We start from the raw sequence: 18,767 nt of genomic DNA, 5'->3' as shown, positions 1-18,767 counted from the left end.
CTACTTCCCATGCGTGTTCCTTACCAGCAGCTCCAGCAGGAGTTCAAGCGCGTGCTGCTCAACCTAGGTTTTTCGGAAAAGAAAGCCGAGCGGTGCGCCACCATCTTCGCCCAAAACAGCCTCGACGGCGTGTACACCCACGGCCTGAACCGCTTCCCGACGTTTGTCGGTCATGTGCAGAAAGGTCTCGTCGACCCGCAGGCCGAGCCGGAATGCATCGAGCGCAACGGCCTCGTGGAGCGCTGGGACGGCAACCTAGGTCCGGGCATGGACAATGCCAGCCGGTGCATGGCGCGGGCCATCGAGCTGGCTGAGCAGCAGGGCATTGGCTGCGTCACCATCCGCAATACCAACCACTGGATGCGCGGCGGCACCTACGGCTGGCAGGCGGCCGAAGCGGGCTGCATCGGCATTTGCTTCACCAATACCATTGCCAACGTCACCCCCTGGGGCGGAACCGATGCGCGGCTGGGCAACAACCCGCTGGTGCTGGCCGTGCCACGCGCCGAAGGACCGATTGTGCTCGACATGGCTATTTCGCAGTACTCCTACGGCAAGCTTTCCTCCTACGCCACTGCCCACGAGCAGCTGCCCGTGCCCGGCGGCTACGACCAGGAAGGCAAGCTGACGACCGACCCCGCCACAGTGCTGGAATCGCAGCGCGGCCTGCCTATTGGTTTCTGGAAAGGCTCGGGTCTTTCTTTGCTGCTCGACGTGCTGCTGACGGCCCTGAGCGGTGGCCGTTCCACGGCCGAGATTACCAAAAGCGGGCAGGAATCCGGCGTGTCGCAATGCTTTATTGCCATCAAGCAGCCGCAGATCCACGCCGATCTGATCGAGGAAATTCTGCGCTACACCAAGAGCAGTCCGCCCGTGCCCGGCGAGGCAGTTTTTTACCCTGGTGAGAAGTCGCTGGCTACGCGCAAAGAGAACTTAGCGCAGGGTGTGCCGGTGCAGGACGACATTTGGGAGCAGGTGCTGAAGCTGTAGCGCAGTTGTATAACAAATTTTATATATAAACTAATACAAGACAAGCCTCGGGCTAGTGGTAGATTTTGACTCTACTTGTACAGTTGTATAAAGTGGTATTCTAAAGATACATTAGTTATCAGCTATGCCCTCTAAAAGGTATTTTTCCATCGCCTTGTTCTTTCTGCTCCTGTACGTTCTCACTACCATAGGTGTGCTGGTTGGTGTACCAGAATGGGGACACCAAGTCTGTACTGTAATTTTTGCAGGTGCTATGTTCTTAGGTGTTAGAAAGAAGAAGCAAGAACAAGCTTCCTCGTGATAGAGCCGTTCCTACTTGCCACTGTAGCCCATACCCGATTTGCTTAGGTGCTTCTACAGGCAATGCACGCAGGAGTGCGGAACGTATCTATTCTCTGGCAATAATCTACTTCGGTCACACAGCCACTATCAATTCTTCTATGGGTGCTAAACATGTCTGCTTTACTTGTCGGCAAGCCTTCAACGTGCCTTATGGTGCCGTTGGCCCGGTTAAGTGTCCACGCTGTGCAGGAGCTTTAACCATCTTGCCGCATCGCTTTCGTCCACCTAAGAAGCGAGAAGACGAGAAATGGAACGCTGCACAATACTTGGTGGAGCAGGGGTTCTGTTATGAGCATATCTCCCCAGCAGCAGAGCTCACGAAGCGCTCTGAAGCGCAGGCCAACTATGTGCCCTATCCAGAGAATCTACGGGAGGCTCGAGAGTTCGTCCAGCAGTACCGTGCCTTTGCCAAGAAGCCATAAAAGCAGACGGTATTTGCCACCTTTCCACCATGATGTCTCACTATCTCCTCTACAGAAGGTTGTAGCCTTTATTAAACGTCCTTCTTTAACTCCCCTAAAGGCCACAAACAGGCGCTCAGATTACCCACGCTTTTCACGCGTCGCAAGCGGGCGCAGTTCTCTCCGGGAGGGCTGCGCCCGTTCGTCGTTTTGGCAGGTTTCCGAACCGCTCAAAACCTAGGTCTGACCCGTTGTGCAGGCGAGAACAATATTAATTTATTGAGAATATATAGGCTTATGCGGAAACATAGAATACCTTCCGCCCGTCTTACTGCTCTGAATATCTGTCACAACCGCTTCACCACACTACCTAGCTATGATTCCAACGCCTACTTTCTCCTTCCAAGCAGCCCGTTCTTTTTGCCAGTTTGCGCACGTTCTGAGCGCAGGTGCATTCGTGCTGTTGGCGGGTGCCGCACACGCCCAAGCGCCGACCATCGTTGGCCTTTCGCCGGCGCGCAATGCCCGCTCGGCTCCGCGCGCTACCAACGTAGCGGTGAGCTTCAGCCAGGCTTTGAGCAACAACGCGGGTACCCTAGGTGCCCTGAAGGTTTTTAGTCTGCAAAGCGGCGGCAAGAAAGCGGGCACGGCCACGGTGAGCGGCAACACGCTCAGCTTCAACCCGAATATCGATTTTAAGCCCGGCGAGATGGTGTCGGCTACCGTCACTTCTGCCGCCCAGGGCACGAGCGGCGCGGCAGTTCCGGCGCACGTTTTTCAGTTTACCACGGCCACCAGTCCCAGCTCGGGAACGTTGGGTAGTGGCCCGGATGTAAACCTAGGTCATCCCTCCCAGGATGTAAGCCTGGGTGATGTCGACGGCGACGGCGACCTGGATTTATTGTCGGATTTCGGCACCTCGGCTCCTATTCCGGGCAACGTCAGCATCCGCCTGAACGATGGCAACGGCAACTTCTCGGGCAACCAGGAAGTGTTGGTTGGCACCAACCCGACAGCGGCCACCCTGGCCGACGTGGACAATGACGGCGACATGGACTTGCTCACGGCCAACAACGTAAATTCCAGCGTGAGCAGCACCGTGAGCGTGCGCCTGAACAACGGAACGGGTAGCTTCACGGCCCTCCCCGACGTGTCGGTGGGCACCTTCCCCAACGACCTAGCGGTGGGCGACCTGGATGGTGATGGCGACCTGGACTTCCTCACGGCCAACGGTGGTTCGAGCAGCACCAGAACAGTGAGTGTACGCCTCAATGATGGCGCCGGCAATTTCAGCGGCACCCAGCAAGTGATGGTAAGCGCCACTGCTTCCTCCGTGGTGGCCCGCGATGTAGATGGTGACGGTGACTTAGACATTCTCACCGCCAACGGCAATCATACCGTGAGTGTGCGCCTGAACAATGGCAATGCCAGCTTCAGCGGCAGCCAGGAGGTAGCCGTCAGCGGCTCTTACCAGGTGGCGACGGGCGATATTGATGCCGACGGCGACCTGGATTTTGTGACGGCCACGTTCGCCACGGGCGGCTCCATAAGCATCCGCCGGAATGATGGCGCGGGCAACTTCTCGGGTAACCAGGAAATAACCGCTTCCAGCGTTATCAACGTGGCGCTGAGCGACATGGATGGTGACAGTGACCTAGACCTTGTCACGGCTGACTACGGCCAAAATACGGTGAGCGTGCGCCTGAATGACGGCACCGGCACCTTTGGCAGCGCCCAAACGGTAGCCGTCGGGACGAACCCATACGACCTGGCCGTAGGCGACGTAAACGGCGACGGCAGTCTGGACATCCTGACGAAGCCGGTAAGCGGGCAGACGATTAACGTGCGTCTGAATCAGCCTATTAGCAATGCGTTAGCGGTGAGCTTCTTCGCACCTGCCCGCAATGCCCGCTCGGCCCCGCGCAGCACCGATGTCGTCGCAACCTTCAACCAGCCACTGAGCAACACCACCGGCACCCTAGGTTCCCTGAAGGTGTTCAGCGCCCAGGCCGGCGGTCGGAAAGCGGGCACATCGATTGTGAACGGCGGCATTCTGGCTTTCAACCCGACTGCTGACTTCAAGCCGGGCGAAACCGTGTTTTCCACCCTTACCACGGCCGCCCAAAGCGGCAGCGGCACGAGCCTGCCGAAGCCACAAGTCTTTCAATTTACTACGGCCACCAGCCGCAGCGCCGGCACGTTCGGCTCCGGTCCGGATGTAGCGGTGGGCGGCGCGCCTTCCAGCGTCGCGGCGGGTGATGTGGATGGCGACGGCGACCTGGATCTGCTCACGGCCCACGGCACGGGTGTAAGCGTGCGCCTCAACGATGGGGCCGGTAGTTTCACAGGCAATCAGGAACTTACCTTAACTGGTGGCGCGCCGCCGGTCATTGTGCTGGGCGACGTAGATGGCGACGGCGACCTGGATTTTGCGACCACCAACACCACCAGCAACTCGACCGCCAGCGTGAGCATCCGCCTCAATAATGGTGCGGGTACCTTTGGTGCAGCGGGCCCGGATGTGCCGACTGGCATCCGCTTCGGTAGCGGCAGCAACAACCTAGCTTTGCGGGACATCGACGGCGACGGTGACCTGGATTTGCTTGCTGCCTACCTGCTTAGCACCACGGGCAGCGACGGTGCAGTGGGCGTGTTCCGGAACAATGGCAGCGCCACCTTCACCCCGAGCCAGGCAATTTCCATCGGCAGTTCCCCTGCTGGAATAGGCGTAGGCGACATCGACAACGACGGCGACCTGGATCTGCTCGCCAGCAGCGCCAGCGCGGTGAACGTGCGCCTCAACGATGGCACCGGCACGTTCGCCACCACCGGCGAGCAGGTGTTTGGCAACCGCGCAGCGCTGCTCGGCGACTTGAATACGGATGGTTATCTGGACTTTATCACCTTCGACAACTCCAATAATCCCGGGCTTCGCCTGAACAATGGCAACGGCACCTTTAGCGTGTTCAGCGCCCTTTCGCGCCTGACCGGTATAACGGACCTAGCCCTGGGCGACGTAGACGGCGACGGCGACCTGGACCTGGTAGACGTACGGCCAGAGGCCAACGGCGCGGATGTCTACCTCAACAATGGCAACCTCTCCTTCACCGCTAAGCCGTTTTTACCCGTGGGCCTGGCACCTACCGGCGTCGCTCTCGGTGATGTGGATGCCGACGGCACCCTGGATCTGCTCGCGGCTGCCTACGGCAGCCGGGCCGCTAGTGTGCGCCTGAACAAAGTGATACTGGCCACTGCGCCAACGCAACTCACCGACGCAGTGAGTCTGTACCCAAACCCGGCGCACGGCAGCGTGCGCCTGCTGCTACCCGCCGAGCTGGCCAAGCAGCACCTGCAAGTGCGCGTAATAAATACTCTCGGGCAGGTGGTACTGACGCAAAACCTAGGTTCTCAAGCCGCGCCGGGGCTGCCGCTGCCGGGGCTGGCCGCTGGCCTTTACAGCTTGCAACTTTTTACTGCCCAAGGACTTATAACCAAGCGCCTGCTGGTTAACTAAGTACCTGCTCAGGAACTCTTGCTTGGCTTCTTACTTATTGCAAGGCCCAACCTAGGTTCAGTCTTTCCTTCTCCGGTTCGGGGGCGGGCAAGGCCCAACCTAGGTTAGCGGGCTTTAATCTGACTAAGCCCCGATGAAGCCTGCCGACTTATCGTTGGCTGCTCATCAGATAGGACTAATCATAATTAATATAACTATAATAATTAATAATAGTACGTAAGCAATTTATACTTTATGTTTGATCGTGGATTTTCTCTATAGCAATTCTGCTTTAAAACGGCGGTGGAGGTTGCCGCTAACCAACCTCGACGGTGTCACAACACCCACCAACCTAGGTTTCATTGCTTTTCTCCCTTACCCATCCTTACCCTAATTTTTTATGGATCAAACCAATACTCCGGGCTCCGTGAGTGCGCCTGGTAGTGGACCGCGCCGGCTCTTACGGGGCGGGCTGGTGCTGGCACTTTTGGCCCAGGCCGGTGCCGCCAGCGCGCAGGCGCCCACGGTTGTCTTTCTGACGCCGGGCCGCAACGCCCGCTCGGCGCCGCGCACGACCAATGTGCAGGCTACCTTCGACCAAGCGCTGGGCAACAATGCCTCTACCCAGCAGGCGCTGAAGGTGTTCAGCCAGCAGGCCGGCGGCAAAAAAGCCGGCGTGGCCACGGTCAGTGGTAACACGCTCAGCTTCAACCCCAACACCGATTTCAGAGCCGGTGAAACGGTGTTCACGACCTTTACCTCGGCAGCGCAAAATGCCGCCGGTGTTGGTGCCGTGCCGTACGTGGCGCGGTTCACCACGGCTACCACCCCGAGCCCCGGCACCTTCTCGGGCAGCACCGACCTAGGTGTGGGCCCCAGTCCGCAGCACGTGACCCTGGGCGACATCGATGGCGACGGCGACCTGGACCTGCTCACGGCCAACTACTCGGCTACCAGCAACAGCCCCGGCACCGTGAGCGTGCGCCTGAACAGCGGCAACGGCACCTACAGCGGCGGCACAGAAGTAAGCGTGGGCATCGGTCCGTATCAGGTGGTACTCGGCGACATTGACTCCGACGGCGACCTGGACCTGCTCACGGCCAATGCCAACTCTGGCACGGTCGGCAACGTGAGCGTGCGCCTGAACAATGGCAGCGGCACCTTCTCCGGCACAACGCAGGTCGCTGTGGGCACTAGTCCGCACGCCCTGACCCTGGGTGACGTGGACGGCGACGGCGACCTGGATTTACTAGCTGCCAACTACACTGCTGGCAGTTCTTCGACCACCAGCGCCGTGAGCGTGCGCCTCAACAATGGCAGCGGCGCGTTTGGTGCTGGCTCCGAGGTGAGCGTGGGTTCGCGCCCCGTAGACCTAGCTTTAGGCGACGCTGATGGCGACGGCGACCTGGACCTGTTCACGGCTAGCTCCAACGGCACCACCGTGAGCCTGCGCCTGAACGGCGGCAGCGGCACCTTCTCCGGCACCACGGAAATAAATGCTATAGGTACGCCGCACGCTTTGGCGCTGGGCGACATCGATGGCGACGAGGACCTGGACCTGCTGGCGACCAACACTTACGGCACTGCCGTAGCCGTGCGCATCAATAACGGACTAGGTTCCTTCTCCGCGCTACAGAACGCCTCGATCGGCCCTGGAGCCCGCAGCATTGCCCTGGCCGACGTAGATGGCGACGGTGACCTGGACTTCGTGACGGCCAACGCCGGCGCCAACTCGGGCAGCGCACTTGGTGGCACCACGGCCAGTATCCGCCTCAACAATGGCAGCGGCAACTTCTCGGGTACGCAGAACGTGACCGTCGGCACCCAACCGACCAGCGTAGCGCTGGGCGACCTAGATAACGACGGTGACCTGGACCTGGTGACGGCCAACATGGTGAGCAACACCGCCAGCGTGCGCCTCAACCAAGCCCTGCCCCTGCCCGTCATCACGAGCATCTCGCCGACCACGGCAGCACCGGGCGCGACGGTGGTTATTACGGGCAATTTCTTACCAAACAACAACTTAGCTACCGTTAGCAGCGTCACGTTCAATGGCGTGCCAGCTCCTGGCTTCGTGGTGAATTCAGCCACTCAAATCACCGTTACGGTACCCACGGGAGCCACTTCAGGTCCGGTGGTAGTCACTACCACGGTCGGGGCCAGCAACGGAGTGCCCTTCACCGTGGTGACGCCGTTGCTGATTACGAATCTTTCGCCCACGCGCAATGCCCGCTCGGCACCACGGAATACGCCCGTGGCCATCACCTTCAATCAAGCCCTAAACCCTGCTACTAACACCGGTACCGTACGCGTGTTCAGCCAGCAGGTCGGCGGCCGGAAAGCAGGCGCTACCACGGTGAGCGGAAACACCATTACTGTTACACCAAGTACTCCGTTCAAAGCGGGCGAAACGGTATTTACCAGCATCACGCGCAACTTGCAAAGCGCCGCCGGCGCTACCCTGCTGCCGCCCCACGTTTTCCAGTTCACCACCGCTACCAGCCCTAGCACCGGCACCTTCGGCACTGCCGCCGCCGTGTCAACGGGCCTTTCGCCGGTAGCTACTGCCACCGCCGACGTAGACGCGGATGGCGACCTCGACTTGCTCGTGGCCAACAGCGGAGCCAGCACCGTGAGCGTGCGCCTGAACAACGGCAACGGCACCTACAGCGGCGGCCGCGAAGTGAGCGTAGCGGGCAACGTGCTCGACCTAGCCGTAGGCGACATAGACGGCGACGGTGACCTGGATTTCGTAACCGCGCACGTCAGCGCGGGCACGGGCAACATCCTAAGCGTCCGCTTGAACGACGGAATCGGCAACTTTAGCCTTGGCGTGGATGCCAGCGTTTTCAGCACGCCGACCTCTATTGCGCTCGGCGACATCGACGGCGACGCTGACCTCGATTTGCTGGTCGGGGCCACCATTGGCGTAGGCACGGTGAACCTGCTACTCAACGATGGCACGGGCCGCTTCACTGAAAATTTCTCGCAGGCGGTTACCGCGCGCAACCCGACCGAACTGACCCTGGGTGACATTGATGGCGACGGCGACCTGGACCTGCTCGCTCTTTACGGGGCCGGCAACATCGTGAACGTCGCCCTGAACAATGGCAACGGCAGCTTTGCCAGTCCGCAGGGCGTTGCGGTGGGCAGCAGTCCTTCGCGGCTAGTCCTCGGCGACGTAGATGGCGACAACGATCTAGATATTATCACGGCCAGCGCCAGCACCAAAACCGTCGGCGTGCGCCTAAATAACGGCAGCGGAGCCTTCAGCAATGGCTCGACTCTCACCCTAGCCAATAGCCCGCTGGCTCTGCGCCTGGGCGACGTGGACGGCGACAGCGACCTGGATCTGCTGCTGACCTCCGGCAACGGCACCACCGGCGGGGTGAGCGTGCGCCTGAATAACGGCACCGGCACCTTCAGCGGCGCGCAGGAAGTCGTTGTGGGCAATCAGCCCGTGGACCTAGCTCTGGGTGATGTGGACGGCAACGGCACGCTGGACGTGGTGACGGCCAACACGGCGGCTAACACGGCCAGCGTATCACTCAACCTCAATCAGGCGGCCCCAGCCATCAGCAGCTTGTCGCCGGTGAGAGGCCCAGCGGGCACCCGCGTGGTTATCACGGGCACTAATTTTCTGAACGCCAGCAATGTAACCTTCAACAACACACCCGTTACCGGCATCATTTCGCAGTCGGCAACAGAGCTGGTGGTGTTAGTACCTGCCGGCGCTACCAGCGGCCCGGTAGTCGTCACGACGCCTGCTGGCGCCAGCAACGGCGTACTCTTCACCATTACGCCGCCTTTGCTGGTAACGGCCGTGGTGCCGGCGCGCAATGCCAGCGCTGCCCCGCGGACCACGCCGGTGGCCGTCACCTTCGATCAGGCGCTGAATACCGGCTCTGTCTCTTCGCAGGCGCTGAAAGTATTTGGGCAGCAATCGGGCCTGAAAGCGGGCAGCGTAGCGGCTAGCGGCAGCACCCTGACCTTTACGCCAGGCACCCGTTTCAAGCCGGGTGAAACGGTTTTCGCAACTGCTACCTCGACCGTGCAGAGCACGACGGGCATTCCGGCCAAACCGCACGTATTCCAGTTTACGGCGGCTACGGCAGCGGCTTCCGGCACTTTCGGCGGCGGCTCCGATTTATCGGTTGGCACTAACCCGGTAGCCATTGCCACCGGCGACGTGGACGGCGACGGTGACCTGGACCTGGCGGTGGCGAGCGGCTACAGCATCGTGAACGTGCGCCTGAACAACGGCAACGGCACCTACAGCGGCGGCCAAGATGTGAGCGTGGGACAGATTCCGCGCGACCTGATTTTCGGCGACGTGGATAACGACGGCGACCTGGACCTGCTGGTAGATGACGACCAGAACGCTACAATCAGTGTGCGCCTGAACAATGGCAGCGGCTTCTTCAGCGGCTCGCAGGAAGTGCCCGTGGGCAACAGCCCGCAGAGCCAGACCCTAGGTGATATCGACGGCGACGGCGACCTGGACCTGGTGACGGCCAATGCCAGCGGCACGGCGAGCGTGCGCTTTAATACGGGCGGCATTTTCAGCGGCACGCAGGAAGTAAGCCTGGGCGGCGCACCACTGCGCGTGACCCTAGGTGACGTAGACAGCGACGGCGACCTGGACTTACTCACGGCCAATAGCACCGGGGTAGTAAATGTGCGCCTCAACGACGGGGCGGGCACCTTTAGCGGCACTACCAACGTTCCCGTCAACGGTTACGCGTATTCGCTGGCTACCGGCGACATCGACAAGGACGGTGACCTGGATTTGGTAGTGGGCAACTTCTACGGCTCCGACGGCAGCAGCGCTACCAACACCGTGAGCGTGCGTTTGAACAATGGCGACGGCACGTTCAGCGGCAGCCAGGAGGTACTCATCGGTGCGTACGTTGCCAAAGTAGAGCTAGGCGACGTGGATGGTGACGGTGACCTGGATCTGCTGGCCGCCAACTTTCTGAATACAAGCGGCGCCGTGAGCGTGCGCACGAACAATGGCACCGGCACCTTCACCGGCGTGCAGGAAGTAGCGGTATTGCAGCCCTCCGGCCTGGCTATCGGCGATGTGGATGGCGATGGTGATCTGGATATTCTAACTTCCAGCAACGCTAGCAGCGGCGCTAGCATCCGCCTCAACCAAGCCGCGGCGGCACCTAGCATTACCGGCATTTCGCCGGCTATTAGCCCGGTGGGCAGCACGGTCGTCATCACAGGCACCAACTTCCTGAACACCACCAGCATCACCTTCAACGGGGTGGCCGCCACCAGCTTCGTGGTGAATTCGACTACGCAGATCAGCGTGACGGTGCCGGCCGGCGCGACTTCCGGTCCGGTGGTTGTCACGACGAACGTGGGCGTCAGCAACGGCTTCCAGTTCACGGTTGGGCCGCTGCTTTCCATTGTCACTTTCAACCCGGCGCGCAATGCCACAGCAGCTCCACGCACCACGCCGGTGGCGCTTACCTTCAACCGTGAGCTAAGCACCGGCGCGGCTACCCTAGGTGCCCTGAAAGTTTTCGGGACCCAATCAGGCGGCAAGAAGGCGGGTACGGCCAGCGTCAGCGGCAACACGCTCACCTTCACCCCTAGCTCCGGCTTCAAGCCCGGCGAAACCGTCTTCTCAACCGTGACGACGGGCGTTACCAGCAGCAGCAATCAGCCCTTCCTGGCACCGTACGTGTTTCAGTTCACCGCCGCTACGGCGCCCGCGTCCGGCATTTTCGGCGGAGCGCTTGAGGCCAGCGTGGGCACTAATCCGCAGAGCGTAGCCACCGGCGACGTGGATGGCGACGGCGACCTGGATATTCTTACCGCTAACAACCTGTATAACTCTCCGAACAGAAGCACCGTGAGCGTGCGTTTGAACAACGGTAGCGGCGTTTACACGGGCACGCAGGAAGTGGCTGTCGGGACGGGTCCTTACAGCGTGAAGCTAGCCGACGTGGATGGCGACGGCGACCTGGACTTCGTGACGGCCAACTCAAGCTCCGGGGAAAACAACACCATCAGCGTGCGGCTGAACAACGGCTCTGGCCTCTTCTCGGGCACGCAGAATATGAGCGTCGGCAACCTGCCCCACGACATTGCCCTGGGCGACGTAGACGGCGACGGCGACGTGGATCTGCTGATTGCCAACTACGTTACGTTCGGCCCGAACTACGCTACGAACAGCACGGTGAGCGTGCGCCTGAACAACGGCAGCGGTACGTTTGGCGCTACCGGCCAGGATGTTGTTGTGGGTCCGCGGCCGCTGCACCTAGCTCTGGGCGACGTCGACAACGACGGCGACCTAGACTTCGTGACGGCCAACAGCAGCGGCACCACCGCCAGCGTGCGCCTCAACAACGGAACGGGCACGTTCTCCGGCACCCAGGAGGTGACGGTGGGCTTCAACCCGCAGGACGTGGTGCTCGGCGACGTTGATAAGGACGGCGACCTGGACCTGCTCACGGCCGACTACTACAACTACAACAACCCAGCTAACAACTTCCTCAACAGCACCGTGAGCGTGCGCCTAAATAATGGCAGCGGTGTGTTCAGCGGTACGCAGCAGGTTTCGGTGGGGCAAGGCGCCAACACCCTAGCCCTGGGCGATGCTGACGGCGACGGCGACCTGGATCTGTTCGCCACGAACAACCAGACGAACAGCATTGGGGTGCGTCTGAACAATGGCCTAGGTATCTTCGGTGGCTCGCAACAAGTAGCAGTTGGCATCAACCCGGCCGGCATCAGCCTCGGCGACGTGGATGGCAACGGCACGCTGGACCTGCTGGTAGCCAACTACAACAGCAACAGCGTGAGCGTCCGCCTGAACCAGGCAGCTACCTCGCGCGTGCTGGCAACCAGCACCGCCGCACTGGCCGAGCAGATTAGCCTGTACCCGAACCCGGCACACACGTTCGTGCGGCTCCAGCTGCCCGGCGCCCTCAGCAAGCAAGCCTTGCGCGTGAGCCTGATCAATGCGCTGGGCCAGACGGTGCTCGAACGGCAGCTTACGGCCGCGCAAGCCGCCGATGGTCCGGAGCTGGACCTAGGTAAGCTGGCCACCGGCATCTACACGGTGCGGCTGCGCACGAGCGAAGGCGATGTTGCGAAGCGACTGGTAGTAGAGTAAAGAATGTAGCGCGAAGCTCAAGTTTCGCGTATCGTTGCAGTAATGCGCCGGTCCGATGCCCTAGGTGTCGGACCGGTTTTCGTTGTAGGCTGTTTGCACGACGTTATTCTCAAGCTGGTTCTGACGGCGACTGGGCCGACACCTAGAGCGGCGGACCGGCGCATTACTGCAACGATACGCGAGGCACAAGTTTGACTAACGTCTTCTTATGGTTCGCGCTACTGTTTTTTAGTCCTTCACCCGCTGATAACGCTCCTGCTCAAATACCTGGTCTTCAGGTTTCCAGAACGGAAACTCCAGCACCAGCACCTGTCCTTTGAGGCGGGCCAGCACCTCCCCGCTAAAGCCCGCTATTTGCCCACCGGTCGTGCGGGCGTACAGCGTATCCTGGCGCAGCCAATACTGCCCCTGCTCCGACATCTCACCCTGCGTAAGCTGCTTGATACTCAGCAAATAAGTACCATCGGCGCGAAACGTGAGCCGCTGCACCAGCTTACCTAGCTTCAGCTCCTGGTTGATTTCGCCGGCCGGATCATGATAAAGCTGCTCAATCTGCGTATCGGTCAGTGGGCGGCGCGCATCAAAGGCGAGTTGCTGCAACTGCCACGTACCGAGCAAGGCTTTGGGCACCGGCTGAGCAGCGGGCTGCTGAGCGCTTAGTTGCAAGGGTACTATTGCTAAGAAAAATCCACTGAGTAACAGACCATAGCGCCGCATACAACTACCTGTCTCCTAATGACATTCGGCGCACACGCCCGACAGCAGGTAGTCGCCGTGCTGGGCCTGAAAGCTAGCCGGTAGCGTCACGGCCGGAATGGCTACCTGGTTGAGGCAATAGATATGAGCGCAGCGCGTGCACTTGAAATGCACGTGGTTATCGGCGTGCTGTTGCTCGGTACAACCTAGGGAGCAGGCGGCGTAACGCACAATGTCTGATGCATCTATAACCCTGTGAATAAGACCTTTATCTTCAAACGAGCGCAAGGTCCGGTAGAGCGTAATGCGGTCGGTACCCGGGCCTAGGAGCTGCTCAATCTCGTGGCCCGACAGCGCGTAGTGCGCCTCCTTCAGCGCCCGCAATACGCCCAGTCGTACGGGCGTTTGGCGCAGGCCGTGGCGGGTAAGGGTTTGGGCAATGACGTCGGCGGGGGATTTTTCCATAACCAGTGGTACTGAAGCGCGGGTGGTACTGCTACGGGCAAATAAGCCATGGGCTTAGTCAAAGGTAGTGCTGCTTAGAACAAAACAGGTACGCTTTGCAGTTCACCTAGGGCCAGGCGGCAGCAAAATACCCGTCTGGTACTTCGGCTTTCTGCTGCCTGCTGCCCAAACTTTTCTTGCCCCAACCTCTTCTGTAAAGTATGAAGAACCTTTTGCTCGCTGTTTTCCTGCTTTTCTTTACCGCCGGCTGCGCCAGCCGTATGACTACTAAGTATGACGTTGCGGGGGAGAAAGCCGTTTTGCCCCAGGAAGAAGCACCACACGAACGTAATTCACTGGAATGGTGGTACCTGACGGGCCATTTGAAAGACAAGGGAACGGGCAAAAGCTACGGCGTGGAGTACGTGTTCTTCCACTTCAACCCCACCGGCAACAAAGACTACATGATGGTGAACGTGGCCGTGAGTGACCCGCAAACCCAGCAGTTCCGCTACGACTACAACTACGCCAAGCTACCTAGCTTTCTGCCCGCCAGCATGCCCGTGAACCTGGAACTGCGCAAGCAAACACAGCGCTGGACGCTCACTGGCCAGGAGGGCCGCTACCACCTACAAGCCCGCATGACCAGCCACCCCGGCACGGCCATCAACCTGATTACTAAGCCTTCGAAGCCCGTGCTGCTACACGGCGGCACCGGCTACGACCAGAACGTGGCCATGAACAAGGTAGGTTACTACTCCTACCCGCGCCTCACCGCCAGCGGTACCATCGAGATTGACGGCAAACCCCACCAGGTTGAAGGCGACATGTGGTACGACCGCCAGTGGAACTGCAACATGAGCGGCACCAAAGACGTGAGCTGGGACTGGTTTTCCATTCAGCTCGATGAGCCCCGCGAAGAGCTGATGCTCTACAACCTCGTGCACAAGCCCACCGGCAAAAAGCTTGGCGGCGGCTCCCACTTCTCCGCCAAAGCCGACAATACTCACCTAGGCACGTCTGATTTTCAGGTTGAAAACCTAGCTTACTGGACCAGCCCCACCTCCGGACTCCGCTACCCCAGCAAGTGGCGCGTGCGCGTGCCCAGCCAGGGCTACGACCTCATCGTGGAGCCACTCATCCCGAATCAGGAGTTACGCATTCATTTCTACGCCATCTTCAACCTCTACTACTGGGAGGGCATGTGCCGCGTAACGGGCACCCACAACGGCCAGCCCGTGACGGGCAACAGCTACGTGGAAATCACAAACCGCCGCGAGGTGAAGAAAGCCCGGCAAGTAGTGGAGCAGACCGCTGAGGTTACTTCTAAAGCTAAATAGCCCCAGTTGCGAAGTAGGCCGTTTGGCTTCCTCTTGCAGGCAGGCTAAAACCACAGCCGGAGCGACGCGGGAAACCTAGGTTACAGAATGCTTTGCTCCCACTTCAGCTCGCACTCCGAAATGGCCGTCAGCAGCACTAAGCCAACGCTTACCAGGCTGTGCCGCAATCCGCGCGGCGCTTGATAGTAGTTGCTCGCCATATCCTGCCGCACATACTGCTGAGTTTGTGTCAGCCAGTAGCGGTAGCCCTCATGGTAGGCCGGGTTACCGCTGGCGTAGTACAGCTGTCCGTACAAATGAGCAGTTCCGGCCGCGCCGGTGCAAAACGCGGAAGTAGAAACACGCGTTGCGCGTGCGTCTTTCCGCAACAACGTATTGAGGCCCACCAGCTCTGCTAGGTTAGCCAGCTCCTCGTCCTTGAATAGCGCGTGCGCTTCATACAAAAGCAAAGCCTGCCCTATGTCGCCGCTGCGCCAGGTAAGCTCCTGGCTGCTCTGAATTTCTTCGGCACCGGAGGCTACTACATCAGGGAACATGCCGTAAATGCCCTCGGAAAAATCCACCTCCCTCCGCGTAGCCAGAATAATCATTATCCTGGCTTTGATAGCAGCCTCTATAGCTTCTTCCTGAATACCTGCCTGATAAAGCCGAATTAGCTGCAAGGCCTCGCCGGCCAATCCATCGGCCAACCCTAGGTAGATTGGCCCCGAGTCACTGGCTAGCTCGTGCGCCGCTGGCAGCAGCAACGAGCCTTGCCCGGTGGCAGCGGAGGTTTTCCTCGCCTGGTGAAAAAGCGCGTGTAGCTCCTCGGCTATCATAGCATTTGGCAACCGCAGCTGAAAATACCGCAGCAACCGAAAAAAAATGCTTTTCTGGTCGGCGTGGCTCCCGGCAAGCAGCGCGTACGCCTTTGCCAGTAGCTGTGTATCCAGCGCCGCCAACAGTTCGCCTGCCAGAGGCAGCGATACTTTGCTGGCCGTGAACCAGGAATAAAGCTGCGCCGCAGCGGCGAGCTGTTCTATAAATTCAATTGACTGGGTAGGCCAGGAAGATTGCTTCAGGTGAAGCAGTACTTTTTCAAAATACATTTGGGCATGAGCAAAGTCCTGCTCACGCCCAAATGCCGTATAGGCCATATAGTAGTATAAGCTTAATTCATTAAGATTGAATAGAGAACTAACAATAGTCGTTTTACAAGAGATTACCTCATGAATATCCTGCCAGGATTTCACTATGCTTTGCTGCTCAGCATACGGAAGAAGTAACCGGTAATCTTTCATCTAAAAAGCAGTATAAAATAGAAATGCGCATTTAACAGAATAAAACATAGATTGAATTATGCCGACTTATTTTAAGTCGCAGCATGCTCTGTGATAACACTCGAAAGCTTAACTAAAAAGATTGCCCCCAGGTAAGCGTCATCAGGCTAGTATCCAAAAGTGTGTTCATTTTACCGTTGCTACATGAGCCTTGGCCAAATTTTACGACGGTCTTCTTTTGAAGCTTCAATTTGGCGGATGTAGTAGTCGTTTTCATAAGCGGCTGAGGAAGTTAAAGAGTATGTGTGGTTGTTTGTGGTTGGTGAAATAAAGGTAGAGAGGCCCGCCGAAGCCGGCTAGTATTTTACATCAACAGGCCTAATGGCAGTACCAACCGGCTTGTCGGGGGTGACAGGAATAGCAAGAGGGTAGCGGGGCGCAGGCTCCAAAGCGAGTATCTGGCGGTAAGAAGCGGTTGCCAGAGTCCGGAACCTAGGCTATGCCACGCAATCAAGTTACTAATTCGAACACCAAATCATAGTACTATAACCATGAATAATAGGCCTATAATAATCTTATCGGTTTTCTAGCTGCTTGATACAACCTATTTCAGCTTTCCGTGGATGGATGTACCTTGTGCGGGCAAGCCTAAGTCAGAAATTGCCAGCACCCTTTCCTGACCTAGGTTGGCTGGCAGCAGCAGCGGTTGCCCAATGCCGGCTGTCCTCAGTACTGCTCCTGCCTTTCGCTTGCCTGTTTTCGCCTTCAAATGCCAGGCTTTTATGACTATTGGTAAAAGACGTGTTGAATTAATTTCAAAGCATATTGCCGTCTGGTTGTTGTACATTTTATATGAGCATTCTATTCTTATTTTTTCTGGTCAGTTAGCAATTAACTATTGGGAAGTTATTTTAAACTTCACCTTATATAGCTTACTCTTCTACACCAATGCCAACCTGCTACTACCTAGGTTTTATGCCCGAAGCAAGTACATTCAGTATATATTAAGTCTGGTTATATTATCACTTTTGTTTGCTGCGCTTAAATACGCAATCAATGTTTCTATTTTACCGGCTTTAACCAACGAAGTTTTAAGAAGCGCACCGGCTAATAGCCTGTTCTGGGCGCAGGTAATTTATCGCGGTATTTATTTTATCTCCCTCAGCTTTGGCTATTGGTTTGCCACCAATACAATTCAGCTGGAACGACAGAAACGCGTTCAGGAACAGAAACTAAGGCTGGCCGAACAAAGCCTGATGCAGTCGGAGCTTACTTTTTTGAAAAGCCAGATTAATCCGCATTTCCTTTTTAACACGCTTAATTTTCTGTACGCGCAGGCCTACCCGCATTCCGAAGAAACAGCAAAAGGCATTCTGCTTTTGTCGGATATCATGCGCTATGCGCTTAAAGAGGAGGAGCACGACGGCAAAGTGATGCTGGAAAGCGAGATAAAGCACCTGAAGAACTATATTGACATCAACCAGCTGCGCTTCAACAACAAGCTCCAGATTCAGTACGAAGTCCTTGGCAGCGTACAGTTTATGATGATTCTGCCGCTCGTTCTGATTACCTTCGTCGAGAACTGCTTCAAGCACGGGGACCTGTTTGATCCGGACAATCCATTGGTTATTCAGCTGAAGATGACCGAGAACCGACTCTCGTTTTTCACCCGCAACAAGAAGCGCACGGGCCCCAAGGAAAAGACCACCGGTATTGGCCTGATTAACACCCAGAAACGGCTGGACCTAGCTTACCCGAACCGCTACTCGCTGGACGTACACGATGAGCAAGACTATTTCATGTATAAACTGGCCATTGACCTGTAACCTATGATTTCGTGCCTGATAGTAGACGATGAGCAAAGCGCCATTGACATTCTGAAAATGTTCATCGCGAAAACGCCTTTTCTGACGCTGGCCGCCAGCACCACCAATCCGCTGGAGGCGCTGGGCATTGTGCAGAGCCAGCCCATCGATCTGGTGTTTCTGGATATTCACATGCCGCAGCTCTCGGGCCTGGACTTCATGCGTCTGATCAAAGGCAAGTCGAAGGTGGTGCTCACCACGGCCTACAGTGAGTTTGCCGTGGAAGGCTTTGAGCTGGAGGTGCTCGATTATCTGCTGAAGCCCATTGCCTTCGAACGCTTCCTGAAAGCGGCGCAGAAGGCGCTGAACACGTTTGCGACGCCTTCGGCGCGCTGGCAGGCCCCGGCCGAAGAGAGCGACGACTACATTTTCGTGAAGACGGAAAACAAGGGCAAAATGGTTAAGATTGATTTCCAGGACATCATCTACGTCGAGGGGATGAAGAACTACCTGTCCATCAATACCCCGGACGAAAGCATTGTCTCGCTCTTGAATATCAAGGACTTGGAAGAGCGGCTGCCCGCCAAGAGCTTTATGCGGGTGCACAAGTCCTACATCGTGTCACTGAACAAGATCAAGGCCCTCGATGGCAACCAGATCCTGTTCAAAGACATAAAAGCCTACGTGCCGCTGGGCGAAACCTACCGGAATGCCTTCTTCGAAGCACTCCAGAAGAAGGTGATGAACGGCAAGAAGTGAAGCGGTTCTCATGCTGAACGGGTAGCTAGTCTTGGTAGCTCTTGCCCGATAGAATAAACTTAATAATAAACCTAGCCCCAGCGGGGCGGCACCCGTCGTCAGGACG

At 57.9% G+C, this 18,767-nt stretch carries 10 protein-coding genes; 7 read left to right on the top strand and 3 right to left on the bottom strand.

The features are described from left to right. Positions 1-9: 9 nt before the first annotated feature. The 4 genes from yiaK (at position 10) to IEX74_RS06945 (ending at position 12,358) form a co-directional block, all read left to right on the top strand. Complete coding sequence (gene yiaK / locus IEX74_RS06960; RefSeq protein WP_188812460.1) at positions 10-990, top strand: 3-dehydro-L-gulonate 2-dehydrogenase; 981 nt, start codon at positions 10-12, stop codon at positions 988-990. 440 nt (positions 991-1,430) lie between these two features. After that, positions 1,431-1,754, top strand: a complete 324-nt coding sequence (locus tag IEX74_RS06955; RefSeq protein ID WP_188812458.1) for a hypothetical protein — start codon at positions 1,431-1,433, stop codon at positions 1,752-1,754. Positions 1,755-2,109: 355 nt separating this feature from the next. Then, complete coding sequence (locus IEX74_RS06950; protein WP_188812455.1) at positions 2,110-5,247, top strand: FG-GAP-like repeat-containing protein; 3,138 nt, start codon at positions 2,110-2,112, stop codon at positions 5,245-5,247. Positions 5,248-5,626: 379 nt separating this feature from the next. Then, positions 5,627-12,358 carry an FG-GAP-like repeat-containing protein gene (locus tag IEX74_RS06945; RefSeq protein WP_188812453.1) on the top strand — a complete coding sequence of 2,244 codons (6,732 nt, stop codon included), beginning with the start codon at positions 5,627-5,629 and terminating at the stop codon, positions 12,356-12,358. 228 nt (positions 12,359-12,586) lie between these two features. Here the strand turns inward: IEX74_RS06945 and IEX74_RS06940 are convergent, their stop codons facing one another. Continuing rightward, on the bottom strand, positions 12,587-13,024 hold the full coding sequence (locus IEX74_RS06940; RefSeq protein ID WP_188812452.1) for a hypothetical protein: 438 nt from the start codon (positions 13,022-13,024) through the stop codon (positions 12,587-12,589). 66 nt (positions 13,025-13,090) lie between these two features. Next, positions 13,091-13,519, bottom strand: a complete 429-nt coding sequence (locus IEX74_RS06935) for a Fur family transcriptional regulator (protein WP_188812450.1) — start codon at positions 13,517-13,519, stop codon at positions 13,091-13,093. A gap of 200 nt (positions 13,520-13,719) precedes the next feature. Here IEX74_RS06935 and IEX74_RS06930 point away from each other — a divergent pair, with 200 nt between their 5' ends. After that, positions 13,720-14,838: a lipocalin-like domain-containing protein gene (locus tag IEX74_RS06930; RefSeq protein ID WP_188812448.1), complete on the top strand. Its 1,119-nt coding sequence runs from the start codon at positions 13,720-13,722 to the stop codon at positions 14,836-14,838. A gap of 80 nt (positions 14,839-14,918) precedes the next feature. On the opposite strand, the gene IEX74_RS06925 is transcribed toward IEX74_RS06930, so the two are convergent. After that, positions 14,919-15,974 (bottom strand): lanthionine synthetase LanC family protein, encoded by a 1,056-nt coding sequence (locus IEX74_RS06925; RefSeq protein ID WP_188812446.1) that lies wholly within the window; start codon positions 15,972-15,974, stop codon positions 14,919-14,921. A gap of 809 nt (positions 15,975-16,783) precedes the next feature. On the opposite strand from IEX74_RS06925, the gene IEX74_RS06920 reads away from it, so the two are divergent. Both IEX74_RS06920 and IEX74_RS06915 read left to right on the top strand, forming a co-directional pair. Next, on the top strand, positions 16,784-17,923 hold the full coding sequence (locus IEX74_RS06920; RefSeq protein ID WP_188812444.1) for a sensor histidine kinase: 1,140 nt from the start codon (positions 16,784-16,786) through the stop codon (positions 17,921-17,923). A 3-nt stretch (positions 17,924-17,926) separates the two neighbouring features. Next, positions 17,927-18,661 (top strand): LytR/AlgR family response regulator transcription factor, encoded by a 735-nt coding sequence (locus tag IEX74_RS06915; RefSeq protein WP_188812442.1) that lies wholly within the window; start codon positions 17,927-17,929, stop codon positions 18,659-18,661. Positions 18,662-18,767: the final 106 nt, after the last annotated feature.

Origin of the sequence: Hymenobacter cavernae (genome assembly GCF_014641455.1) — a bacterium.
Classification (GTDB): domain Bacteria; phylum Bacteroidota; class Bacteroidia; order Cytophagales; family Hymenobacteraceae; genus Hymenobacter; species Hymenobacter cavernae.
This window is presented reverse-complemented; position numbering and strand designations above follow the sequence as displayed.

Excerpts from the sequence above, each read along its gene's own strand:
- yiaK (WP_188812460.1), top strand. The coding sequence starts at position 10 with ATGCGTGTTCCTTACCAGCAGCTCCAGCAGGAGTTCAAGCGCGTGCTG.
- IEX74_RS06955 (WP_188812458.1), top strand. The coding sequence starts at position 1,431 with ATGGGTGCTAAACATGTCTGCTTTACTTGTCGGCAAGCCTTCAACGTG.
- IEX74_RS06950 (WP_188812455.1), top strand. The coding sequence starts at position 2,110 with ATGATTCCAACGCCTACTTTCTCCTTCCAAGCAGCCCGTTCTTTTTGC.
- IEX74_RS06945 (WP_188812453.1), top strand. The coding sequence starts at position 5,627 with ATGGATCAAACCAATACTCCGGGCTCCGTGAGTGCGCCTGGTAGTGGA.
- IEX74_RS06935 (WP_188812450.1), bottom strand. The coding sequence starts at position 13,519 with ATGGAAAAATCCCCCGCCGACGTCATTGCCCAAACCCTTACCCGCCAC.
- IEX74_RS06930 (WP_188812448.1), top strand. The coding sequence starts at position 13,720 with ATGAAGAACCTTTTGCTCGCTGTTTTCCTGCTTTTCTTTACCGCCGGC.
- IEX74_RS06925 (WP_188812446.1), bottom strand. The coding sequence starts at position 15,974 with ATGGCCTATACGGCATTTGGGCGTGAGCAGGACTTTGCTCATGCCCAA.
- IEX74_RS06915 (WP_188812442.1), top strand. The coding sequence starts at position 17,927 with ATGATTTCGTGCCTGATAGTAGACGATGAGCAAAGCGCCATTGACATT.